Annotated in this window: 16 protein-coding genes; 8 read left to right on the top strand and 8 right to left on the bottom strand. The window is 68.8% G+C overall.

Annotated elements, in window-relative coordinates:
- Window positions 1-280: 280 nt before the first annotated feature.
- Window positions 281-769 carry a bacterioferritin gene (gene bfr, locus C1932_RS06590; protein WP_108749081.1) on the bottom strand — a complete coding sequence of 163 codons (489 nt, stop codon included), beginning with the start codon at window positions 767-769 and terminating at the stop codon, window positions 281-283.
- A gap of 148 nt (window positions 770-917) precedes the next feature.
- Here bfr and C1932_RS06585 point away from each other — a divergent pair, with 148 nt between their 5' ends.
- The gene (locus tag C1932_RS06585) at window positions 918-3248 is read left to right on the top strand and encodes a penicillin acylase family protein (protein ID WP_108761613.1); all 2331 of its coding nucleotides are present in this window, start codon (window positions 918-920) and stop codon (window positions 3246-3248) included.
- 157 nt (window positions 3249-3405) lie between these two features.
- Here the strand turns inward: C1932_RS06585 and C1932_RS06580 are convergent, their stop codons facing one another.
- Both C1932_RS06580 and asnB read right to left on the bottom strand, forming a co-directional pair.
- Complete coding sequence (locus tag C1932_RS06580; RefSeq protein ID WP_108761612.1) at window positions 3406-4800, bottom strand: cation:proton antiporter; 1395 nt, start codon at window positions 4798-4800, stop codon at window positions 3406-3408.
- Window positions 4801-4905: 105 nt separating this feature from the next.
- A complete protein-coding gene (asnB, locus tag C1932_RS06575; protein ID WP_108761611.1) occupies window positions 4906-6597 on the bottom strand; it encodes an asparagine synthase B in 1692 nt (563 codons plus the stop codon).
- A 354-nt stretch (window positions 6598-6951) separates the two neighbouring features.
- On the opposite strand from asnB, the gene C1932_RS06570 reads away from it, so the two are divergent.
- Together C1932_RS06570 and C1932_RS06565 are read left to right on the top strand one after the other, a co-directional pair.
- A complete protein-coding gene (locus tag C1932_RS06570; protein WP_108761610.1) occupies window positions 6952-7830 on the top strand; it encodes a tetratricopeptide repeat protein in 879 nt (292 codons plus the stop codon).
- Between the two features lie 97 nt (window positions 7831-7927).
- Entirely contained in the window at window positions 7928-8611 is a 684-nt protein-coding gene (locus C1932_RS06565) for a pentapeptide repeat-containing protein (RefSeq protein WP_108761609.1), read from the top strand.
- Window positions 8612-8675: 64 nt separating this feature from the next.
- Here the strand turns inward: C1932_RS06565 and dapE are convergent, their stop codons facing one another.
- The 5 genes from dapE to map are packed head-to-tail and all read right to left on the bottom strand — an operon-like array spanning window position 8676 to window position 14658.
- Entirely contained in the window at window positions 8676-9803 is a 1128-nt protein-coding gene (gene dapE / locus C1932_RS06560) for a succinyl-diaminopimelate desuccinylase (protein ID WP_108761608.1), read from the bottom strand.
- Window positions 9800-10165, bottom strand: coding sequence for an arsenate reductase (locus C1932_RS06555; RefSeq protein ID WP_108761607.1), 366 nt, complete (start codon window positions 10163-10165; stop codon window positions 9800-9802). Before C1932_RS06555 ends, dapE begins: the two co-directional genes overlap by 4 nt.
- Window positions 10166-10178: 13 nt before the next feature.
- Window positions 10179-11243 carry a 2,3,4,5-tetrahydropyridine-2,6-dicarboxylate N-succinyltransferase gene (gene dapD, locus C1932_RS06550; RefSeq protein WP_108761606.1) on the bottom strand — a complete coding sequence of 355 codons (1065 nt, stop codon included), beginning with the start codon at window positions 11241-11243 and terminating at the stop codon, window positions 10179-10181.
- Window positions 11243-13870, bottom strand: a complete 2628-nt coding sequence (locus C1932_RS06545) for a [protein-PII] uridylyltransferase (protein WP_108761605.1) — start codon at window positions 13868-13870, stop codon at window positions 11243-11245. The genes dapD and C1932_RS06545 overlap by 1 nt, the downstream gene beginning before the upstream one ends.
- Window positions 13871-13872: 2 nt before the next feature.
- Window positions 13873-14658, bottom strand: coding sequence for a type I methionyl aminopeptidase (map, locus tag C1932_RS06540; RefSeq protein ID WP_159091882.1), 786 nt, complete (start codon window positions 14656-14658; stop codon window positions 13873-13875).
- Window positions 14659-14887: 229 nt separating this feature from the next.
- On the opposite strand from map, the gene C1932_RS06535 reads away from it, so the two are divergent.
- The 5 genes from C1932_RS06535 (at window position 14888) to rpsB (ending at window position 20645) form a co-directional block, all read left to right on the top strand.
- A complete protein-coding gene (locus C1932_RS06535; RefSeq protein WP_108761604.1) occupies window positions 14888-15415 on the top strand; it encodes a spore coat U domain-containing protein in 528 nt (175 codons plus the stop codon).
- Window positions 15416-15428: 13 nt separating this feature from the next.
- Entirely contained in the window at window positions 15429-16166 is a 738-nt protein-coding gene (locus C1932_RS06530) for a molecular chaperone (protein WP_108763370.1), read from the top strand.
- A 25-nt stretch (window positions 16167-16191) separates the two neighbouring features.
- Complete coding sequence (locus C1932_RS06525; RefSeq protein WP_108763369.1) at window positions 16192-18522, top strand: fimbria/pilus outer membrane usher protein; 2331 nt, start codon at window positions 16192-16194, stop codon at window positions 18520-18522.
- Window positions 18519-19556 (top strand): spore coat U domain-containing protein, encoded by a 1038-nt coding sequence (locus C1932_RS06520; protein ID WP_108761603.1) that lies wholly within the window; start codon window positions 18519-18521, stop codon window positions 19554-19556. The genes C1932_RS06525 and C1932_RS06520 overlap by 4 nt, the downstream gene beginning before the upstream one ends.
- Window positions 19557-19835: 279 nt before the next feature.
- A complete protein-coding gene (gene rpsB / locus C1932_RS06515; protein ID WP_108749069.1) occupies window positions 19836-20645 on the top strand; it encodes a 30S ribosomal protein S2 in 810 nt (269 codons plus the stop codon).
- The last annotated feature ends 8 nt before the right edge of the window (window positions 20646-20653 follow it).

Here is a 20653-nt window from a genome sequence, read left to right as displayed (position 1 = left end):
TACATGCAGTCGGGTCAGAGCCGTTTTCGATGAAAACGGATCCGACCCAGTCCCTCTCCGCCGCCCCCGGCCCCCCGCTTCGGTAGGTGTCAACCTTGGTTGACACGCCCTGGCGGCCAGCCGACAAACGAAAAAGCCGGGGCATTCCCCGGCTTTTTCGTTTGTCGGCTGGCGGGCGGCGGAGCGGCTGGCTGGCGAAAGCGGGCGCGCGATGCTCCAGTGCTGGCGGGCGACGTTGCGTGGTCGGCGGTACCAGGCATGGCCCGGCGCCACCTGCGGATCAATGCGCCGGGGCGCCGCCGCTTTCGATCTTGCTCAGCTGGTACAGCTCCAGGCCGATGCGCTTGATCAGGCCCAGCTGCTGTTCCAGCCACCAGGCGTGGTCTTCTTCGGTGTCCTTCAGCTGTGCCAGCAGGATGTCGCGGCTGACGTAATCGCCGTTCTCCTCGCACAGCTTCATGCCGGCCGCCAGGTTGTTGCGCACGGCGTACTCGGTGTCCAGGTCCTTCTGCAGCATCTCTTCCACGGTCTTGCCCGGCTCGCTGGCGTGCGGGCGCATGTCCGGGTCGCCCCCCAGGAACAGGATGCGGCGCAGCAGGGCATCGGCGTGCTGGGTTTCCTCTTCCATCTCGTGGTTCAGGCGTTCGTACAGCGCGAACAGGCCCTGGTCCTCGTAGCGGCGGGAATGGATGAAGTACTGGTCGCGGGCAGCAAGTTCGCCGCGCAGCAGTTCCTTCAGGCAGGCGATGACGTCCGGATTGCCTTTCATGGGGGGAGCTCCTGTGAATCGATGGCGCCCATGGTGCCCCATCTGAAATCACGGTGATCTAATCAGAATCAGTCGCAGTTGCGCTCGCGATGCGGCCGGTCACCGGCTGTGGCTAGAATCGGGGTTCACCTGCTCACGGGCCCTGTCCATGCGTCGTTGGCTGCTGCGGTTGTTGTGGTGTGTGCTGGCCCTGGTGGTACTGGCCAGCCTGGCGATCTGGCTGCTGCTGCGCGGCAGCCTGGCCGAGCTGGACGGCGAACGCGCCCTGCCGGGCCTGTCCGCGGCCGTCAGCGTGGAGCGCGACGCGCTGGGCGTGGTCACCATCACCGCGGGCAACCAGGCCGACGCCATGCGCGCACTGGGCCGCGTGCACGCGCAGGAGCGTTACTTCGAAATGGACCTGATGCGGCGCAGTGCCGCCGGCGAGCTGTCCGCTTTGTTCGGGCCGGCGGCCATCGACGCCGACAAGCGCATGCGCGTGCATCGCCTGCGCGCGCGCACCGACGCCCATCTTGCGCAGGCGCTGGGCAGCCAGCCGGCCGTGGTGCAGGCCTACGTGGCCGGCGTGAACGAAGGGCTGGCCTCGCTGCCGGTGCGGCCGTGGGCCTACCTGCTGCTGCGCCAGGCGCCACAAGCCTGGCAGGCCAGCGACAGCGTGCTGGCCGGGCTGGCCATGTATGCCGACCTGCAGGACCCGGCCAACCAGAACGAACTGGCGCTGGCGCGCATCCGCGCGGTGGTGCCGCCGGCGCTGTACGCGCTGCTGGCCCACGATGGCAGCCAGTGGGACGCCCCGCTGCTGGGCGAACCGCGCGGCAACGCGACCCTGCCCGATGCCACCCAGCTGGACCTGCGCACGCTTGCCGCCGCGCCCGCCACCGGCGCGGCGGACGCCGATGCGGTGGGCAGCAACAACTTCGCCGTGGACGGCACGCTGACCCGCGACGGCCGCGCCATCGTGGCCGACGACATGCATCTGGGCCTGCGCGCGCCGGCACTCTGGTTCCGCGTGCGGCTGCGCTATCTCGATCCCGATGCACCGGGCGGCCGGGTCGACATCAGCGGTTTCTCGCTGCCGGGGGTGCCGGCGGTGATCGTAGGCAGCAACGGCCACGTGGCCTGGGGCTTCACCAACAGCTACATCGACACGGCCGACTTCCGCCGCGAACCGGCCGATGCGGCCGTGACCGTGCACGAGGAACGTATCGACGTGGCTGGGCAGGCGCCGGTCCGCTTCCCGGTGCGCGAAAGCGCCTGGGGGCCGATCGTGCACACCCATGCAGACGGCAGCGGCGACGCGCTGCGCTGGGTCGCGCAGCTGCCGGGTGCGGTGCGCATGGATTTCGCCGATATGGCCCGCGCCGGCACGCTGCAGCAGGCGCTGCAGGTGGCCGACCACGCCGGCATTCCGGCGCAGAACCTGGTCATTGCCGATCGCAGCGGGCGTATCGCCTGGCGGTTGGTGGGCGCGCGGCCCGACCGCGGCCTGGGCTGCCTGCCACAAGGATTCAACGACAACCTGGACACGCCCGACTGCGCCCCCTGGGGCATCCGCAGCGATGCCGCTCCGGCGCTGATCGACCCGCCTGCGCATCGGCTGTGGACCGCCAACAGCCGGGTGGTGGACGAACAACGACTGGCCACCGTCGGCAATGGCGGCTACGACCTGGGCGCACGCGGCCAGCAGATCCGCGACCTGCTGGTCGCGCGCGATCGCTTCGACGAACACGCGCTGCTGGCCATCCAGCTGGATGATCGCGCGGTGTTCCTGCAGCGCTGGTGGGCGCTGCTGCAGGAGGTGACCGCCGCCAGCAGCGACCCTGCGCTGCAGCGGCTGCATGCGGCCAACGCGCACTGGGACGGCCGCGCATCGGTGGATTCGGTCAGCTACCGCATCACCCGCGGCTTCCGCGGCAAGGTGCTCGATGCCGTGGAAGGCGCCCTGCTGGCACCGGCCAAGGCGCAGCTGGGCGATGACTTCCTGCCGCCACGGCTGGCGCAGCTGGAAGGCGTGGTCTGGCCGATGCTGGAACAGCGCCCGGCGAATCTGCTGCCGCCGGGCGTGGCCAGCTGGGATGACCTGCTGGCCACGGCCGCACGCGAACTGGAGGCCGACCTGTCGCAGCAAGGGCCGCTGCAGCAGCGCAACTGGGGCGAACGCAACACCGCCGCAATCTGCCAGCCGGTGGCACGTGCCCTGCCCGCCTTCGCCCAGCGCTGGCTGTGCATGCCCGCCGATCCGCTGCCCGGCGACCGTGACATGCCGCGTGTGCAGGGGCCGAACTTCGGCGCATCGCAGCGCATGGTGGTGTCGCCCGGCCACGAAGCCGACGGCATCGTGCACATGCCCGGCGGGCAGAGCGGGCACCCGCTGTCACCGTACTGGGGCGCCGGCCACGAAGACTGGGTACACGGTCGCCCGACCCCGTTCCTGCCAGGCCCCGCGCAGCACACCGTGACCCTGGTGCCAGCCAGGTAACCGTAGCGTCGAGCTTGCTCGACTGCTTTGAACGTAGAGTCGAGCTTGCTCGACTGCTTTTGTTGTAGAGCCGAGCCATGCTCGGCTGGTTCTGGTTCAGTCGAGCAAGCTCGACTCTACAAGAGCGGAAGTCGAGCATGGCTCGACTCTACAAAAGCTACCGCGCGGTGCGGCGGCGCTCGATCAGGTTCAGCAGCGGCCCGGTCATCGCGGTGGTCACCAGCGCCATGATCACCAGCACCGCGAACAGGCGATCGCCCAGCAGGCCTAGTTCGTAGCCCAGGTTCAGCACGATCAGCTCCATCAAGCCGCGGGTGTTCATCAGCGCGCCCAGGCGCCACGCCTCGCGGCTGGGCATGCCGGTACTGCGTGCGGCGCTGAAGGTGCCCAGCAGCTTGCCCGCCGTGGCCACCGCAATCACCACCACGCACAGCAGGATGTCCTGGGTCTGCAGCGCATCGGCGCGCATGCGCAGGCCGGTCATCGCGAAGAACAGCGGCAGCAGCAGGGTCACCGCGAACGGTTCCACCCGCGCCATCAGCAGGTGCCGCAGCTGCTCGTTGGACGACACCGCCACGCCGGCGGCGAACGCACCGAACAAGGCATGGATACCCAGCACTTCGGTCACCAGAGCGCTGGCCAGGGCCAGCAGCAGGATGCCCAGCAGCCAGCGCCCCTCGCGCCCGGCAACAATCTGCTGGCGCACGAACCAGGGCTTGACCACGCCCAGCATGATCGCCACGAACAGCACCACGCAGACCAGGTTCAGGCTGGCCGTCAGCCAGCCAGTGGCCTGCGCGGCGGCCACGATCAATGCCAGCAGGCACCACGCCGTGGCATCGCCTAGTGCAGCGCAGGCAATGGCGGTCTGCCCCAGCGGGCTGTGGGTGATGCCGCGGTCGGCCAGGATGCGCAGCAGCACCGGAAAGGCGGTGATGCTCATCGACACGCCCACGAACAGCGCGAACGCGGTGAAGCCCACGCCCTGCGGCCCATGCTGCGGATACAACCACACCGCCAGCAGCACGCCCAGCACGAATGGCACGGCAATGCCGGCGTGGCTGACGGTGAACGCGAACCGGCGGCGCCCGCGCAGTGCGCCCAGGTCCAGTTCGGCACCGGCCACCAGCAGGAACATCAACACGCCCAACTGGCTGAGCATGCCCAGCGGCCCCAGCGACGCGGCCGGGAACAGCAGGCCATGGACCTGCGGCAGCAGACTGCCCAGCAGCAGCGGTCCCATCATCAGGCCAGCTGCCATTTCGCCGATCACCGCCGGTTGCCCCAGGCGCTTGAGCAGCGCGCCGGCCGCCTTGGCCACCAGCAGCAGCACCAGCAGCTGCACCAGGAACAGCCCCAGCGGCGAGGTCAGGTGATGGGCCCAATCGGCGCCGACCACGGCTTCGGCCTTGGCCGCCGCCACAGGCACGCCCGGGCCGGCATAGCGGGCCAGCAACAGGCCGGCCAGCAGCGGAAGACCGGCCCAGGCCAGGTAGCGCCACCCCCATTTCATCGGCGGCGCGTGGCCTCCGTTCTGTACGTCCATGAACATTCCCCAATGCGCAGGGGGCCGATGATACTTGCTTGCGCCGGGCATGGCCCGGCATTACCCATCCGCTGCGCTCGCCGGGCATGGCCCGGCGCTACCGGTCATCGATCAGGCCAGGGCCTGTTCGTGCACGCCGGCGATGGCGCGGCCGGACGGATCGGCGGCCGCGGCGAAGCTGGCATCCCAGGCGATGGCCGCCGGCGACGAACAGGCAATCGACTTGCCGCCCGGCACGGTTTCCGCGGCTGCATGGCTGGGGAAGAACTGCTCGAACAGGTGGCGGTAGTAGTACGCCTCCTTGGTCTGCGGCGGGTTGTGCGGGAAGCGCTTGTCGGCGGCCGCCAGCACGCGGTCGCTCACCTGCGCTTCGGCATGTGCCTTCAGCCCGTCGATCCAGCCGTAACCCACGCCATCGCTGAACTGCTCCTTCTGCCGCCACAGGATGCTGTCGGGCAGGTAGCCATCGAAGGCCTCGCGCAGTACCGCCTTCTCGATGCGGCGGCCACCGAAACCGGCGCCGACCATCTTGTGGGCGGCATCGAAGCGCATCGCCACGTCCAGGAACTGGCGGTCCAGGAACGGCACGCGCGGCTCCACGCCCCAGGCCATCATCGACTTGTTGGCACGCAGGCAGTCGTAGTTGTGCAGGGCATCGAGCTTGCGCACCAGTTCCTGGTGGAATTCGCGCGCATCGGGTGCCTTGTGGAAGTACAGGTAGCCGCCGAAGATCTCGTCGCTGCCTTCGCCGGACAGCACCATCTTCACCCCCATCGCCTTGATCCGCCGTGCCAGCAGGAACATCGGGGTGGAGGCGCGGATGGTGGTCACATCGTAGGTTTCGATGTGGCGGATCACTTCCGGCAGTACGTCCAGGCCTTCTTCGAAGGTGTATTCGAAGCCGTGGTGGACGGTGCCCAGCGCTTCGGCGGCCACCGCGGCGGCGGCTAGGTCGGGCGATCCCTGCAGGCCGATGGCGAAGGAGTGCAGGCGCGGCCACCAGGCTTCGCTCTGGCCGCCATCTTCGATGCGGCGGCGGGCAAAGCGTGCGGCCACGGCCGCCACCAGCGACGAATCCAGGCCACCGGACAACAGCACGCCGTAGGGCACATCGCTCATCAGCTGGCGTTCCACCGCCTGTTCGAAGGCCTGGCGCAGCTCGGCCAGGTCGGCCTGGCGCCCTTCCACATCAGCGTAGTCGCGCCACGGTTGCTGGTAATAGCGGATCAGTTCCCCGCTGGCACTGTCGTAGTAATGGCCCGGCGGGAACTGCGCCACGTCGGCGCAGGTGTCCACCAGCGCCTTCATTTCCGAGGCCACGCGCAAGCGGCCCTGGGCATCGTGGCCCCAGTACAGCGGCACCACGCCGATCGGATCGCGGGCGACCAGCACGCGGCCGGCATCGCGGTCCCACAGGGCAAAGGCAAAGATGCCATTGACCTGTTCCAGCCACTGCGCCGGCGCGCCGCCCTGGCGGTACAGCGCGTTGATCACTTCGCAGTCCGAACCGGTCTGGAAGTCGTAGGGCTGGGTCAGGCCCGCCTTCAGCGCCTGGTGGTTGTAGATTTCGCCGTTCACCGCCAGCGCCAGCTGGCCGTCCGCCGACAGCAGCGGCTGCGAACCGCCGGCCGGATCGACGATGGCCAGGCGCTCGTGCACCAGCAGTGCGCCTTCGTCCAGGTACACCCCGCTCCAGTCCGGGCCACGGTGGCGCTGCCGCTGCGACAGTTCCAGCGCGTGGCGGCGCAGGGCGGGAAGATCGTCACCGGCCTGCAGGCCGAAGATGCCGAAGATCGAACACATGGGAGGGCTCCTGTTGTGGGGGATTACACGGGGGGAAGGTGTTCGACCGGCCAACCAGGCCCGGGCAGGCTGCGCCCGGGCACAAAAAAACCCGCATCGACCGATGCGGGTTTTCTGGTGTCCGGGCGTATGAAGCTGTCTATCTACCCAGGGCGCAGTCCCGCATCGGCCGCGCACGATTATTCGTGCGCAGATTATTGCGGTTGGTATTGACGGCGGTGGCCAGGCGGATCGACATGGGATTGAAGCTACCCCGCTTTCCGCGGCCGTGCAACAGTTGCGTCGGCAACCAGTGCAGGCCGCAGACAGCGCCGCAACGGCATACTGCGGCCCCGCCATTGATCGACCACTGGAATGCCACACCGCATTGGACGCCCCCTGCCCCACTTGTTCGCCCTGGCCTGCGCGCTGGCCCTGGGCGCCTGCAGCAGTCCAGCGCCGCGCACGCCGCCCGCACTGGCCGCGACCTGGGAACGTGAGGCCGCCGATGGCCGCTTCGAGAGCGCCTTCAGCGCCGCCGAGTACTTCGAGGTGCGCAATGACCGGCGTGCGCTGGATCTGTATGCCCGGGCGGCCGCCGCGCAGCCGTGGACGTTCCACAACACCCGGGCCGAAGCAGCGCTGGGGCGGATCTGGAGCGAGGGCACGCTGCGCCACGGCACGGCGCCCGACGTGGTCACCGCGCCGCCCATCCGCGCGTCGTGGCGACGTGGCGAGCGCTGGTATCTGGCCGCCGCCCAGCATGGCAATCCCTATGCATTCGCCGACCTGGCCCAGACCTACCGGCAGCGTGGCGACGCCGCGCAGGCGCTGCGCTGGGACCTGCGGCAGATGGTCTACAAGCGCCTGCCCTCACGCTCATCCGGACTGCCGGCCGCACTGGCAACGCAGGACGGCACGCAGCACCCGCAGCTGGTGAGGCTGCAGCGGCGCGCCGCCCGTGGCGATGCCGATGCCCAGGTGGACCTGGGTGCGGTGCTGGAACGCGGCGTGGGCCTGCCGCGTGATCCCGCGCGGGCGCTGCAGCTGTACCAGCAGGCCGGCGAGCATGGCCATGTCTTTGGCCAGTACTTCGCCGGCCTGCTGCTGGGCCGCGGCGCACCGGGCGTACCGCGCGACCGCGATGCCGCCGCGGCCTGGTTCGCGCGTGCCGAAGCACAGCGCTTCTACATGGCCGCACCGTCGCACTGGCAGCGCGCAGTGGAGCCGCCGATGTTCAACTTTTCGGAATAGAGACGGCGCTGTGCACGGCCAAGCCGGCATCACAAGACTGCCCCTGCGCCGCAGAGTTGGCGAGAATGCACCTTGGCTTGAAACAACGGCAGTACACATGGCCCAGGCTCGTTTCCACGGCGAAACCATCGACCGCGCGCGCATGCAGGCGATTGTCGCCGCTCATCCGCGCGCGGCACGCTTCGAGGAATGTTCGTTCGAGCACGGCGATTTTTCCCGCCTGGACATGGACGGGTTCCAGTTCGACCACTGTGCAGTGGCCGGGTCGCAGTGGCTGGCGGCCTCGCTGGAGGAAACGCAGTGGAGCCGCTGCCGTGGTGCAGGTGCGGATTACACCTCTGCCCAGCTGAGCGATTCGCGCTTTGAACACTGCGATCTGAACAACAGTCACTGGCGCCGCTCGACGCTGTCGTCGGTGCAGTTCCTGGGCTGCAAGCTGACCGGCGCGCAGCTGCAGGAAGCCGGTGGCTGGCTGCTGTCGTTCCGCGATTGCCTGCTGGTCAGCGCCGACCTGCGCGGGCTGTCATTCCGCAAGGCGCCGTTGTGCGGCAATGATTTTTCCGAAGCCGATGTCTCCGGCTGCGACTTCCGCGATGCAGTGTTCGAGGGCGGCAGCCTACGCAACGTGCAGGCGCGCTTGGCGCGCTTCGATGGCGCCGACCTGCGCGATACCGATATCAGCGGCCTGAACGTGATGGACGCCAAGCACTTCCGCAAGGCGCGCATCTCGCATGCGCAGGCGGCTACGGCGATGGCCGCGTTCGGCTTGATCGTGGGATGACTTGACCCATATGTGACACCGGGCCGGCGCCCACCGCCGGGCACCGGCCAGTGCAGGCGCTGGATCAGGCCAGCAGTCGTTCCAGCAGGCGCTGGTACAGCCCGGGCAACGCGTCCAGCTCGTCCACGCGCACGTTCTCGTCCACCTGGTGGATGCTGGCATTCACCGGCCCCACTTCGATGCACTGTGCGCCCAGCGGAGCGATGAAACGTGCATCCGACGTACCGCCACCGGTGCTTTCTTCCGGCGCCCGGCCGATATGCTCGGCCAGCACCGCGCGCGCGGTGGCGCGCAGGGTACCTTCGGGGGTGTAGAACGGCTCGCCGCTGCGGTGCCACTTCAGGCTGTACTGCAGGCCGTGGCGGCCCAGCAGCGCGCTGATCTCTGCTTCCAGCTTCGGCGCGTCCCAGTGCGGGTTGTAGCGGATGTTGAAATCCACCTCCAGCACGCCGGGAATCACGTTGTTGGCACCGGTACCGGCGTGGATGTTGGAGATCTGCAGGCTGGTTGGCGGGAAGCTCTCATAGCCCTCGTCCCAGCGCCGCGCACTCAGTTCGGCCAGCGCCGGCGCGGCCTGGTGGATCGGGTTGCGCGCCTTGTCCGGGTAGGCCACGTGGCCCTGCACGCCCTGCACCTGCAGCTTCGCCGACAGGCTGCCGCGCCGGCCGACACGCAGCAGGTCGCCCAGGGTGGCAGTGGACGACGGCTCGCCGGTGATGCACCAGTCGATGCGCTGCCCGCGTTCGGCGAACAGACGCGCAACGTGGCGCACGCCATCGATGGCATCGCCTTCCTCATCGCTGGTCAGCAGCACGGCCAGCGTGCCGGGATGGTCGAGGTGGGCGGCAACGAACTGCTCGGCAGCCACCACGAACGCGGCCACGCTGCCCTTCATGTCGGCCGCGCCGCGCCCGTACAGCACACCGTCGCGTATCTGCGGCACGAACGGATCGCTCTGCCAGGCCTCGCGCGGGCCCGGCGGCACCACGTCGGTGTGGCCCAGCAGCACCAGCACCGGCGCGCCGCTGCCGTGGGTGGCCCACAGATTGTCGACCTCGCCCAGGCGCAGGTGCTCGCAGTGGAAGCCGGCGGCGGCCAGGCGATCGCCCAGCAGCGCCTGGCAACCGGCATCGTCAGGGGTGACCGACGGCCGCGCGATCAGCTCGCAGGCCAGGTCCAGGACGGCGCTCACGCGCCGCCCACGCCGAAGCGCGCCTTGAAGCCGTTGTCACTGAAGCCCTGGCTGACCGTGCCGTCGGCGGTGACCACCAGCGGACGTTTGATCAGCTGTGGGTATTCGCGCAGCAGCAGCTTCCACTCGGCGTCGGATTCGGCCGCCTTGCGGTTGTCCGGCAACTGCCGCCAGGTGGTGGACGACTTGTTGACCATCGCGGCCAAGCAGCCCAGCTGCGCGGCCCATTCCAGCAGCGTTTCCGGGCTGGGCTTGTTGTCGCGGTAGTCAACGAAGGTGTACGCCACGCCGAAGCGGTCCAGCCACTTGGTGGCCTTCTTGCAGGTGTCGCAGTTCTTCAGACCGTAAACGGTGGTGGTCATGCAGGCGCCCCGCTCAGTCGGCCAGGCCGCGCAGCAGATCGTTCACGCTGGTCTTGCTGCGGGTCTTGGCGTCGACCTGCTTGACGATCACCGCGCAGTACAGCGAGTGGGTGCCGTCCTTGCTGGGCAGCGAACCGGACACCACCACGCTGTACGGCGGAATGTAGCCGTAGGTGATTTCGCCGGTGGCGCGGTTGTAGATGCGGGTGCTCTGGCTGAGGAACACGCCCATGCCGATCACGCTGTGGTGGCCGACCACCACGCCTTCCACCACTTCCGAACGCGCACCGATGAAGCAGTGGTCTTCGATGATGGTCGGGCTGGCCTGCAGCGGTTCCAGCACGCCGCCGATGCCGGCGCCGCCGGACAGGTGGCAGTGCTGGCCGATCTGCGCGCAGGAGCCTACGGTGGCCCAGGTATCGACCATGGTGCCTTCGCCCACGTAGGCGCCGATGTTGGTGAAGCTCGGCATCAGCACCACATCCTTGCCGAAGTAGGTGCCGCGGCGGGCAATCGCACCGGGCACCACGCGCACGCCGGCGCGGCGGAACTTCGCTTCGTCATAGCCGGCAAAGCGCGATTCCACCTTGTCCCAGAACGGCGCCGGGCGCGCATCGACCACGGCCATGTCGTTCACGCGGAAATACAGCAGCACGGCCTTCTTCAGCCATTCGTTGACCTTCCAGCCGCCCTGCCCGTCGGGCTCGGCCACGCGGAATTCGCCCGTTTCCAGGCCATCGATCACCCGGTTCACCAGCGGCCGGGTCGAGCCTTCCAGCTCGTGCAGGGTCAGCGTGGCGCGGCGCTCGAAGGCGCTCTCGATGCCGAACTTCAGTTCTTCCACGCCCGGCACCTGCGGCTTGCGCAGCGACTTGCGGGCGATGGTTTCGGCGCGTGCAACTTCGGCGCTCTTGGCCGGGGCCTTCTTCACCGCCGGCTTCTTTGCCGCCGGCGTTTTCACCGCCGCCTTCTTCGCCGGTGCAGCAGTTTTCCTGGCGGCCGTCGCGGCGGCAGCGGTTTTCTTCGGCGCTGCGCCCTTGGTGGTGGCGGCGGTCTTCTTGGCGGGCTTGGTGGCCATCAGGCGGTGTCTCCGGCGTTTCGATCAGGGTCCAGGCAGGCCAGCATTGCGTCATGCAGCTGCTGCCGGGCAGGTTCAGTCAGGGGGAGGTCGTGTTCGTCACTGATCACGAAGGTGTCTTCGGCGCGTTCGCCGAACGTGGCAATGCGTGCGTCATGCACACGCAGACCCTGGTTGCGCAGCACGAACGCCACGTCGGCCAGCAGGCCGGGGCGGTCGGGGGCAACCAGGGCGAAACGGGTGGCACCGGGTTCGTCGCGGAACTCGATGCGCGGGGCGAAACGGAAGTGGCGCAGCTGCCGCGGCACGGCCCGGCGCGAGGGCCGCAGGCGGGTCAGATCGCCGCCCAGCGCCTCGCGCAGTGCCACTTCCAGATTGGCGCTGCTGCCATCGGCAAAGCTGTCGGCCGGGCTGACTTCGAAGGTATCGAAGATGGTGTCGGACGGGCCGTCCAGCACGCGCGCGCGGTGGATGCCGTAGCCCTTGCGGTCCAGGGTCATCACGATGGCGGCGAACAGACCGTCGCGGTCGGGCGAGTGCACGAACACTTCCAGAGCGGGGTCATCGACGCTGATCCGGCGCACCTTCACCAGGGTGTGGCCCTGCTTGATCGGCACCAGTGCCGCCGCCTGCCAAGCCAGCTGTTCCGGGCGCAGGCGCATGAAGCCTTCATCCGGCATCACCGCGAACTGGCGGTCGATGGTGGCATCGTCGTAGCCGCGCTCGCGCACCAGCGCGCGCACGCTGTCGCGCGCTTCGGCCACGCGCTCGGCGGCCGGCATCGGGTGTTCCAGACCATCACGCAGCGCGCGCCGGGTGGCGAAGTAGAGATCGGCCAGCAGCCGGTCCTTCCACGCATTCCACAGCTTGGGGCTGGTGCCGGCAATGTCGGCGCAGGTCAGCAGGTACAGGTAATCCAGACGGTCGCGGCTGCCCACCAGGGTGGCGAAGCGATGGATCACCACCGGATCGGCGATGTCCTGCTTCTGCGCGGTCACCGACATGCGCAGGTGCTGTTCCACCAGCCAGGCCACCAGTTCGGTATCGCTGCCGCTCAGCGCATGGGCATGGCAGAACGCGCGCGCATCGACCGCGCCCAGTTCGGAATGGTCGCCGCCGCGGCCCTTGGCAATGTCGTGGAACAGGCCCGCCAGCAGCAGCAGTTCCGGCTTGCGCAGGCGCGGCCAGACTTCGTGGGCGATGGAAAAACGCTCGTCGGCGCGGCTGCTGGCAAACAGGCCGATGTTGCGCAGGACCATCAGCGTGTGCTGGTCGACGGTGTAGACATGGAACAGGTCGAACTGCATGCGCCCGCTGACCTGGGCGAAGGCCGGAATCCACTGCCCCAGCACGCCCAGCCGGGCCATGCGCGAAAGGGTTTCGACCGGCCGCTGGCCGCGCAGCAAGGCCATGAACTGCTCGCGCGCATCCGCGTCGGCCTGGTCGTAGGCCGGCAGCAGCGGCAGCGATTCGGCCAGCGCACGCGCGGTGAGCGAATGCAGGCCACGCACCTGCGGGTTGTTGGCCCACCCGGCAAACAGGGCGAACACCTGGCCGACATCACCGCACGGCCAGTCGGCGTCGTTCGCGGCCAGGTAGCCGCGGCGCAGGGAAAAACCAACGGTCAGCGGTTCCGGCTGCGCTTCGCCATCGAACTGTTCCTCGAAGCGCTGCAGCAGGCGGTCGCTGATACGCCGCACCACCGATGCGGCGCGGTAGAAGCCCTGCATCATCTTCTCGACGCCCAGGTTCTCGGCGTCGTCTTCGAAGCCCAGGCGCGCGGCCAGGGTCTTCTGGTAATCGAAGCGCAGGCGCTCTTCGGGGCGCCGTGCCACCAGGTGCAGGCCAAAGCGCAGGCGCGCCAGCACCGCACGTTCGCGCTTCAGCGCAGCGGCTTCATCGGCCCCCAGGTGCCCCAGGCCCACCAGCGCTTCCAGATCGCGCACGCCGAACGCGCGCAGCGCCATCCAGCCCAGCGTATTCAGATCGCGCAGGCCGCCGGGGCCATCCTTCAGGTCCGGCTCCAGGTTGTCGGCGGTATCGCCGAAGCGCTCGTGGCGGCCGCGCAGTTCGTCCAGCTTGGCCAGGAAGAAGGCCCGCGCCGGCCACAGCTCGCGGTCATCCACGGCTGCACGCAGCGCGCGGCGTGCACCGTCATCGGCCAGAATCGGGCGGGCCTCGATCAAGGCGGTCAGCACGGTCTGGTCGGCGGCGGCTTCGCGGCACTGGGCGGCCGAACGCACGGCGTGGCTGACCGCCAGGCCGCAATCCCACAACAGGGCGAACAGCCGCGACAGCGCCGCTTCGTGCGCCAGCTGCGCCGACGTTTCACCGAACACCAGCAGATCGATGTCCGAGCGCGGGAACAGTTCGCCGCGCCCGTAGCCGCCCACTGCAAAGAGGGACAGGCCGCTGTCGGCGGGCAGGCAGCGCTGCCAGGCCAGACGGATCAGGTGATCGGCCGCGCGCGCGCGCAGCGCGATCAGGCGCTCGATGTTGTCGCCCTGGTCGAAGCGCCGGTACAGCCGCGCATCGGGCTGCTGCAGCGCCTGCCGTGCGGCAGACGCCCATTCGGGATCGTCAAGCGAATCGGCCGGCGCGTCCAGCAGTGAACCCGCCGGCAGCATGGTCAGGAGACCTGCGATTCGCCGGGCGACAGGGTCAGCACGTCCACGCCGGTCTCGGTGACCGCGATCATGTGCTCCCACTGCGCCGACAGCTTGCGGTCCTTGGTCACCACGGTCCAGCCATCAGGCAGCACCTTGTTGTAGCGGGTGCCCTCGTTGATCATCGGCTCGATGGTGAAGGTCATGCCCGGCTGCAGCACCAGGCCCTGGCCCGGGCGGCCGTAATGCACCACCTGCGGTTCATCGTGGTAGACCTTGCCGATGCCATGGCCGCAGTACTCGCGCACCACGCTGAAACGCTCGCCTTCGGCATAGCTCTGGATGGCATGGCCGATATCGCCCAGGGTGGCACCCGGACGCACGGCGCGGATGCCGCGCCACATGGCTTCGTAGGTGGCTTCCACCAGGCGGCGGGCCATCACCGACGGCGTGCCGACGAAATACATGCGGCTGGTGTCGCCGTGCCAGCCATCCTTGATGACGGTCACGTCGATGTTGATGATGTCGCCGTCCTTTAGCACCTTCCCTTCGCTGGGGATGCCGTGGCAGATGACATTGTTGACCGAGGTGCACACGGTCTTGGGGAAGCCGCGGTAGCCGACGTTGGCCGGAGTGGCGCCCTGCACGTTCACGATGTGGTCGTGGCAGATGCGGTCCAGTTCCTCGGTGGTGACACCGGGCTTGACGTGGGGGGTGACGATGTCGAGCACTTCGCTGGCCAGGCGGCCGGCGATGCGCATCATCTCGATTTCCTGCGGGGTTTTCAGATTCACGCTCATGGCACCCATTATCGCCGATCCAGCCGCAATCTGAACGAACGCCACCCAACTGAGGGTCTGGCCAATGCACGGTTCCGGCAAGGAATGTGAAAGCGTGATGCGCTTGGCCTTTTTCCACGCATTTTTCTCACGAAATACAGACACTTAGTGCTTTACCTCTGGGGACACTGACGTCAGCGCGGTGCCCCCGCACCGCCCTCGCCCTGTTCAACAGACCTTCGGGTCAGGGAGGTTGTCCATGCGATCCGCAGCCCGTTCCACCCTGCCATGGCCCTTGGCTCTGCTTCTGGCCGGCCCCGCCGCCGCCGCCGATACCACCACCTTCAACGTGACCCTTATCGTCACCAAGGCCTGCACCATCACCGCCGCTGCCGCCACCAACGTGGACTTCGGCACCGCCGCCTCCACCACGGCCACGCCGACCAACGGCCAGGGCACGGTCACCGCCCAGTGTTCGGCCCTGACCCCGTACACCATCTCGCTCAATGCCGGTGCCAACGCAGGCACCGCCAACGACGTCACCACCCGGCGCATGAAGAACACCGACGCCACGGTGACGGCCAACAACTACGTGGGCTACCAGCTCTACCGCGATGCAGCGCACACCCTGGTCTGGGGTGCCACGTCCGGCACCAATACCCAGGCCGGCATCGGCACCGGCCTGGCCCAGCCGTACACGGTGTATGGCCAGATCGGCAACCTGAGCACCAACAACGCCTCCGCCGGTAACTACCTGGATACCGTCACCGCCACGATCACCTACTGACGGGGTGGTGCCGATGAACCCGATCCGCCCGTGGTGCGCCACCGGCGCGGCGCTGCTGCTCGCCCTTGCGCTGCTGGCGCCGGCCCGCGCCGCCACCAGCCTGCAGGTCGCCCCGACCACCCTGCAGCTGGATGCACGCCAACGCGCCGGCGAACTGTGGTTGACCAACAGTGGCACTGCGCCGGTGAAGCTGCAGGTGCGCGTGTTCCGCTGGGTACAGCAGGACGGCCAGGAACAGCTGCTGCCCACCGAGGACCTGCTGGCCACCCCGCCCATGCAGGAACTGGCCGCCGGCCAACAGCAGCTGGTGCGGGTGATGCGCCCGGACAACCTGCCGCCGGACGCGCCGCAGTACTTCCGCCTGATCGTGGACGAAGTGCCGGACCTGGCCCGTCGAGCCAGCGGCATGCAGTTCGTGCTGCGCTACTCCATTCCGGTGTTCATCCTGCCGCCTTCGCCCGGCCGCCTGAAGCCGCAGCTGCAGGCAAGGCTGGTGCGGCTGGACGACGGCCGCGACGGGGTGGAAGTGCGCAACAGCGGCACGGCCCATGCGCAGATCGCCGATCTTGCGCTGGGCAGCGCCGACCGTCCGCGCATCGTCCACCCGGGCCTGCTGGGCTATGTGCTGCCTGGCCAGGTGATGCGCTGGCCGCTGGAACGCACGGCGATCGACCGCGACAACGACCAGATTTCGGCCAAGCTCAATGGCGCGCCCAAGCAGACGCCCCTGCCCCCCACACCGGCTCGCTGAGGCGCTGGTGAGCGCGCTGCTGGGCATGGCACTGGTTCCCACGGCCGCCTCGGCGGCCGACGTCTCCGGTGTTGCCGCCGATGCCCTGCTGCCGCCGCCCACGCCGCTTACCGCGCAGCAGACCCTGTACCTGGCGGTGGTCCTGAACAGCACGCCGCGCGGCCTGCTGCCCTTCACCGAAACCGGCGGGCGCCTGCAGGCCAGCCCCGAGGTGCTGCGCCAGCTCGGCTTCAGTGCGCCCGGGCAGGCACCAGTCTTCCTGGACCAGATCAGCGGCGTGGTGGTGCGCTATGACGCCCAGCAGCAGACCCTGGCCCTGGACGTGCCGCTGGAACAGCTGACCCTGCCCACCACCGTGCTCAGCTGGCCGCAGGCGCGCCCCGAAGTCAGCGCGGCCGCGCCGGGCGTGCTGCTGAACTACGATCTGTATGGCAGCCACGTGGATGGGCGCGGCAACCTGACCTTGACCTCGGAATCCCGGGTCTTCGGCATTGGCCGCGGCACGTTCGAGAACACCGCGGTGACCCGCCGCTACCAGCGCAGCGAGGACCGCCGCTGGCACAGTGAAAGCGTGCGCCTGGACACCCGCTGGACCCTGGATTTCCCCGACCAGGCGCTCAGCCTGGAGGTAGGCGACTTCTACAGTGGCTTCGTTGACTGGTCCCGCCAGGTCCGCCTGGGCGGCCTGCAGATCGGCCGCAACTACGGCCTGCAACCCTACCGCGTGCTCACCCCCACGCCGTCGTTCCTGGGCCAGGCCGTGGTGCCGTCGAGCGTTGAGCTGTACGTGGATGGCCTGCGCCAGTACAGCGGGCAGGTGCCGGTAGGGCCGTTCCAGCTGGCGGCACAACCGGGCATCAGCGGCAACGGCAGCGCACAGGTGGTGCTGACCGATGCCTTCGGCCGCATGCAGACCCTGGATTTCAGCTTCTATGGCACCCAGCAGCTGCTGGCCAAGGGGCTGTCGGACTGGTCGCTGGGCGTGGGCCGGCTGCGCGAGAGCTTCGGCGAGGAATCCTTCGCCTATGACGACCGCACCGTGGCCAGTGCCAGCTGGCGCGGCGGCCTGAGCGACCGTTTCACCGGCGAGGCGCATGCCGAGGGCGGCGGCGGCCTGGCCCAGGCCGGCCTGGGCGGCTGGTGGCAGATCGGCAGCGTGGGCGTGGTCAATGCCGCCTATGCGCGCAGCCGCTACCAGGGCCTGCGCGGTGGCCAATGGGCGGTGGGCTACAGCTGGAACAACCGGCGCTTCAACCTGAACCTGCGCAGCGTGCGCAGCCACGGCGACTACCGCGACCTGGGCGCGCTGCAGGGCAGCCTGCCACCCAGCATCAGCGAGCAGGCCACCGCCGGCATCGACCTGGCCCGGCTGGGCACCCTGAGCGCCAGCTACCTGCGGCTGCGCTACCCCGACGGCGACGACAACCGCTACGCCAGCCTGTTCTGGTCGCGCAGCTGGAGCCCGCGCTGGTCGGCCTACCTGTCGCTGAACCAGAACCTGGACCGCAGCAACGACCGCAGCGTGTATCTGTCCCTGACCGCCACCCTGGGCAACAACCGCCAGGCCAGCCTGTCCACCCAGCGCAACGGGGGCGCACAGGCCTGGGTGGCCGACATCACCCAACCGGTGCCGGGCGACGGCAGCGCCGGCGGCATGGGCTGGCGCGCACAGCTGCGGCAGGGCGATGACGGCCTGGGCGGCCTGGCCGAAGTGGGCGTGCTCAACAACGTCGGCCGCTACGCGCTGGGCGCCTCGCGCCAGAGCGGGCTGAATTTCGCTTACGGCAGCGCCAGCGGCAGCGTGGTCTGGATGGATGGCCACAGCTTCGCCACCCGCGAGGTGGCCGACGCGTTTGCGGTGGTCAGCACCAATGGCGTGGGCGGGGTGCCGGTGCGGCTGGAAAACCGCCTGATCGGGGTGACCGACGACCGTGGCCTGCTGCTGGTCAGCCCGCTGCTGTCGTGGCAGCGCAACCGGGTGTCGATCGATACGCTGGATCTGCCGCAGGACATGCGCGCCGACCGCATAGAAGACTGGGTGACGCCGCCACAGGGTGCCGGCACCGGGGTCACCTTCAACCTGCGCGCGCGCCCCTCCCTGCGGCTGACCCTGCAGGACGCGGCCGGGCAGCCACTGGACGTGGGCAGCGAAGTGCAGCTGCCGGACGGGCGCCAGGCCACGGTCGGCTACGACGGCCTGCTGTACCTGGAAGACGTGGCCGCCGGCAGCGTGCTGCAGGTCACCACCAGCGAGGGCACGTGCAGCGTGCGGATACCCGATCCGCCCAACGTGCAGGCCGCCGGCGCCACGCCGCGCCCCACCCCGTTGCGCTGCCTGCCGGGCGCGACGCAATGAAGGGGCTGCTGGCGCTGCTGCTGATGGTCGCCAGCCTGGGCCTGGCCGGGCCGGCCTGGGCCACCGCCACCTGTACCGCCACGGCCAACCCCACCCTGCCCTTCAACAACGTCAACAGCGGCGCCGCCGCGCCCAGTACCGGCACCCTCAACATCACCGTGAACTGCACCACCGCCGCACTGAGCCTGCTCGCCACCACCGGGGTGCGGGTCTGCGTGGGCATCGGCGCCGGCAGTGGCGGCGGCACCCCGGCCAGCGGGCACACCATGACCACCAGCAGCGGCGACAGCCTGAACTTCCAGATCTACAACAACGCCAGCTACAGCCAGGCCACCGGCCTGCTGCCCCGTGGCACGCCGCCGGCGCAGGAACTGACCATGACCTACAACGTGCCCCTGCTGACCGGCGGCAGCGGCGCGCAGACCACCCAGCTGTTCGCACAGATTCCGGCCAACCAGACCCTGGCATCGGGCAACTACAGCAGCAGTTTCAGTGGCGCCAACGTGGTGCTGACCTGGGCCTGGAACGAAGTGCTGCTGGGCACCGCCACCGTGCCGGCCACCTGCAACGGCGGCGCCACCGGCACCAACAGTGCCAGCGCTGCGTTCAGCTTCACCGCTACCGCCACGGTGCTGCCGCAGTGCGGCAGCTATGTCACCACCGCCATGAACTTCGGCAACGTCAGCGGCAGCATCGCCGCCAACATCGACCAGACCGCGCGGCTGACCCTGACCTGCCTGAAGAACACCGCCTACCAGGTCAGCCTGGACAACGGCCAGAACAACCCCACCGGCACCAGTTCACGGCGCATGCGGACCACCGTGGCCGGCAGCAACTATTATCTGGGCTACGAGCTGTACCGCGATGTCGGCCGCAGCCAGCGCTGGGGCAACACCCTCACCGTGGATACCGTGGGCGGGGTCGGCACCGGCGCGGCCCAGCAGCTCACCATCTACGGGCGGGTGCCGCCGGTGGCGGGCCAGCCGCCGGCCGGTACCTACAGCGATGTGATCAACGTGACCATCACCTACTGATCGCCGCCCGATCCCCGCCCGGCCGGGCCATTTGCCCCGCGCCCCTGCATCTGGCTATAATCCTCCGGATGCCCTGCCGCCCCGTGCGCGGGACACCGTCCACACCGGACGTCACCGGTGAATCCACACCTGCTGCCCCCATCCGTGCCGGGGTGCTCCGCAAGGAGTTCGGCCACGGAGGCAACAGGGAAGCCCAACCCCGGAACCGATCGCGTTTCCACGCGTCCCGCACACTATTACCGCGGGCGGAAATGCAGGTTCCCCATCAGGAGTATTGCAATGCCCCAGGTCACCATGCGTCAGATGCTGGAAGCCGGCGTCCACTTCGGCCACCAGACCCGCTACTGGAACCCCAAGATGGCTCCGTACATCTTCGGCGCCCGCGGCAAGATCCACATCATCAACCTGGAAAAGACCGTCCCGCTGTTCAACGACGCGATGAACTTCATCTCGTCGGTGGCCCAGAAGCGCGGCACCGTCCTGTTCCTGGGCACCAAGCGCAGCGCCCGCGAAACCATCCGTGAAGAAGCCGAGCGTTGCGGCATGCCGTTCATGAACCAGCGTTGGCTGGGCGGCACCCTGACCAACTTCCGTACCGTCAAGCAGTCGGTTGCCCGCCTGAAGGAACTGGAAGCCGGTGAAACCGACGGCACCTTCGAGAAGCTGGTCAAGCACGAAGTGCTGGGCCTGCGTCGCGAGCGCGACAAGCTGGAAGCCTCGCTGGGCGGCATCAAGGACATGAACCGTCTGCCGGACGCCATCTTCGTGATCGACATCGGCCACGAAGACATCGCGATCAAGGAAGCCAAGAAGCTGGGCATCCCGGTCATCGCCGTGGTCGACACCAACTACAACCCGGAACTGGTGGACTACGCCATCCCGGGCAACGACGACGCCATCCGCGCTGTGCAGCTGTACGCCCGCGCCGCTGCTGACGCCGTGCTGGAAGGCAAGGCTGCTGCTCCGCACGCAGCTTCGGTGCGTGAAGAAGAGTTCGCCGACGCCGCTGCTGCCGAAGGCGAAGACAAGGCCGCCCGCCGCGCTCCGGCGAAGAAGGCTGCCAAGAAGGGCGACGACGCCCAGGCCTGATCCAGGCC

It is taken from the genome of Stenotrophomonas sp. YAU14D1_LEIMI4_1, from assembly GCF_003086815.1.
In the GTDB taxonomy this organism is placed as follows: domain Bacteria; phylum Pseudomonadota; class Gammaproteobacteria; order Xanthomonadales; family Xanthomonadaceae; genus Stenotrophomonas.
The sequence above is the reverse complement of the archived record's forward strand: the minus strand, read 5'-3'. Positions and strand labels throughout refer to the sequence as shown.

Coding starts and splice junctions, on each gene's coding strand:
- bfr (WP_108749081.1), bottom strand. CDS start 769: ATGAAAGGCAATCCGGACGTCATCGCCTGCCTGAAGGAACTGCTGCGC.
- C1932_RS06585 (WP_108761613.1), top strand. CDS start 918: ATGCGTCGTTGGCTGCTGCGGTTGTTGTGGTGTGTGCTGGCCCTGGTG.
- C1932_RS06580 (WP_108761612.1), bottom strand. CDS start 4,800: ATGTTCATGGACGTACAGAACGGAGGCCACGCGCCGCCGATGAAATGG.
- asnB (WP_108761611.1), bottom strand. CDS start 6,597: ATGTGTTCGATCTTCGGCATCTTCGGCCTGCAGGCCGGTGACGATCTT.
- C1932_RS06570 (WP_108761610.1), top strand. CDS start 6,952: ATGCCACACCGCATTGGACGCCCCCTGCCCCACTTGTTCGCCCTGGCC.
- C1932_RS06565 (WP_108761609.1), top strand. CDS start 7,928: ATGGCCCAGGCTCGTTTCCACGGCGAAACCATCGACCGCGCGCGCATG.
- C1932_RS06555 (WP_108761607.1), bottom strand. CDS start 10,165: ATGACCACCACCGTTTACGGTCTGAAGAACTGCGACACCTGCAAGAAG.
- dapD (WP_108761606.1), bottom strand. CDS start 11,243: ATGGCCACCAAGCCCGCCAAGAAGACCGCCGCCACCACCAAGGGCGCA.
- C1932_RS06545 (WP_108761605.1), bottom strand. CDS start 13,870: ATGCTGCCGGCGGGTTCACTGCTGGACGCGCCGGCCGATTCGCTTGAC.
- map (WP_159091882.1), bottom strand. CDS start 14,658: ATGGGTGCCATGAGCGTGAATCTGAAAACCCCGCAGGAAATCGAGATG.
- C1932_RS06535 (WP_108761604.1), top strand. CDS start 14,888: ATGCGATCCGCAGCCCGTTCCACCCTGCCATGGCCCTTGGCTCTGCTT.
- C1932_RS06530 (WP_108763370.1), top strand. CDS start 15,429: ATGAACCCGATCCGCCCGTGGTGCGCCACCGGCGCGGCGCTGCTGCTC.
- C1932_RS06525 (WP_108763369.1), top strand. CDS start 16,192: ATGGCACTGGTTCCCACGGCCGCCTCGGCGGCCGACGTCTCCGGTGTT.
- C1932_RS06520 (WP_108761603.1), top strand. CDS start 18,519: ATGAAGGGGCTGCTGGCGCTGCTGCTGATGGTCGCCAGCCTGGGCCTG.
- rpsB (WP_108749069.1), top strand. CDS start 19,836: ATGCCCCAGGTCACCATGCGTCAGATGCTGGAAGCCGGCGTCCACTTC.